We start from the raw sequence: 1788 nt of genomic DNA, 5'->3' as shown, positions 1-1788 counted from the left end.
TCCTCCCGGACCGGCACCCCGCTGGGCTCGCGGGCACCGGTCAGCTCCGACAGCACCGCGTCGCCCGCGCGGACCCGGGTCTGGGCCGGCTCCACGCCCGCCTTCTCCAGCATGGCCAGCGTGGTCCGGCGCTGCTTCGGCAGCACCAGGGTCGCCACCGCGCCCGACTCGCCCGCCCGGGCGGTGCGGCCGGCCCGGTGCAGGTAGTCCTTCGGGTCCTTCGGCGGGTCCACGTGCAGCACCAGCGAGACCCCGTCGACGTGGATGCCCCGGGCCGCCACGTCGGTGGCGACCAGCACATTCGTCCGGCCCTCGCGGAACTCGGCAAGCGTCTTGGTGCGCATCCGCTGGGTCTTGCCGCCGTGCAGCCCACCGGCCCGTACGCCCACCGCGGCGAGCTGCTCGACCAGCCGGTCGACGCCCAACTGGGTGCGGGCGAAGAACATGGTGCGTCCCTCGCGGGCGGCGATGGCGGCGGTGACCGCGAACTTGTCGTGCGGCGGGATCAGCAGCAGGTGGTGGTCCATGGTGGACACGGCAGCGGTCGCCGGGGCGGTCGAGTGGGTGACCGGGTCGGTCATGAACCGCTTGACCAGCGTGTCGACGTCGTTGTCCAGGGTGGCCGAGAAGAGCAGCCGCTGGGTGTCCGCCGGCGTCTTCGCCAGCAGCTCGGTGACCTCGGGCAGGAAGCCCATGTCGGCCATCTGGTCGGCCTCGTCCAGCACCGTGATCTCGACGTCGTCGAGGCGGCAGACGCCGCGCTGGATCAGGTCGCCGAGCCGCCCCGGGGTGGCCACGACGATCTCCACGCCCCGGCGCAGCGCGTCGATCTGCCGGTCGTACGGCACGCCGCCGACGGCGGTCTTCAGGAAGATGCCGACCGACTTGCCGAGCGGCATCAGCGCGTCGTTGACCTGCATGGCCAGCTCGCGGGTGGGGACCAGGACCAGGGCGCGGGGGTGCAGCGGCCGGGCCCGGTTGCGGTCGGCGAGCCGGGCGATCACCGGCAGGCCGAAGGCGAGCGTCTTGCCCGAGCCGGTCTGGCCCCGGCCGAGCACGTCGCGGCCGGCGAGCGCGTCGGGCAGCGTGGCCCGCTGGATCTCGAACGGGGTGGTGATGCCCTGCCGGGCGAGCGCCTCGACCACCGGCCGGGGCAGGCCGAGGGAGGCGAAGTCGACGACCTCGGGGGTCGGTTCGGTGGACGGGGACGTGCCGGGGGCAGCGAAGGTGGTCAAGAAATGCCTTTCGAGCGGGGCGCATCTTCGCGATGGCCGCCGCGGCGTCACGCCGTCGAATCGCCCGCAAGATCGCCCATGGGCGCGTAGTCGGTCGCGCCGGGTCAGTGATCCCGACAAGTGTACGGCGCTCCGCCGGATCGACCACCGCGACGCGAGGTGGTAGTGGGCGGACTCACCCCGGTCAGCCGGTCAGCCCGCTCAGCGCGTCGTTGGCCAGGAACACCACGAGCAGGCTGATCGCGATCAGCACGGTCAACGCGACGGCCAGCACGATGATGACCTTGGTGTTGCTGGCCCGGGTGGTCGGCGAGTCCTCGGCCCAGCCCTGGGCCAGGATGTGCCCGGTCAGGGAACCCGAGGTCTCCGTGGGACCTCCCTGCGGCAACGAGACGGTGGCGAAGCCGGGCCCCTCGGTGCCCCCGTACACGGTCGAGGCCAGGTCCTGGACGCCCGACTGGGGGCGTACCGGACGGGTCGGTGCGGCGTCGTGGGCGGCCGGCGGCGGCCAGGTCGGCAGCGCGGGCGCCGGCACCACCGGCGGCGCGACGGG

1 protein-coding gene and 1 pseudogene are annotated in these 1788 nt (G+C 73.7%); both read right to left on the bottom strand.

What is annotated here, in order from left to right; all coding sequences use genetic code 11:
- Positions 1-1235: DEAD/DEAH box helicase (locus HUW36_RS32155; protein ID WP_174531497.1), on the bottom strand; the 1235-nt coding region annotated here is incomplete at its 3' end.
- A gap of 184 nt (positions 1236-1419) precedes the next feature.
- A pseudogene (locus tag HUW36_RS34725) lies at positions 1420-1788 on the bottom strand (hypothetical protein); the annotation flags it as partial.

It is taken from the genome of Micromonospora maritima (assembly GCF_902825405.1).
Taxonomy (GTDB): domain Bacteria; phylum Actinomycetota; class Actinomycetes; order Mycobacteriales; family Micromonosporaceae; genus Micromonospora; species Micromonospora maritima.
The sequence above is the reverse complement of the archived record's forward strand: the minus strand, read 5'-3'. Positions and strand labels throughout refer to the sequence as shown.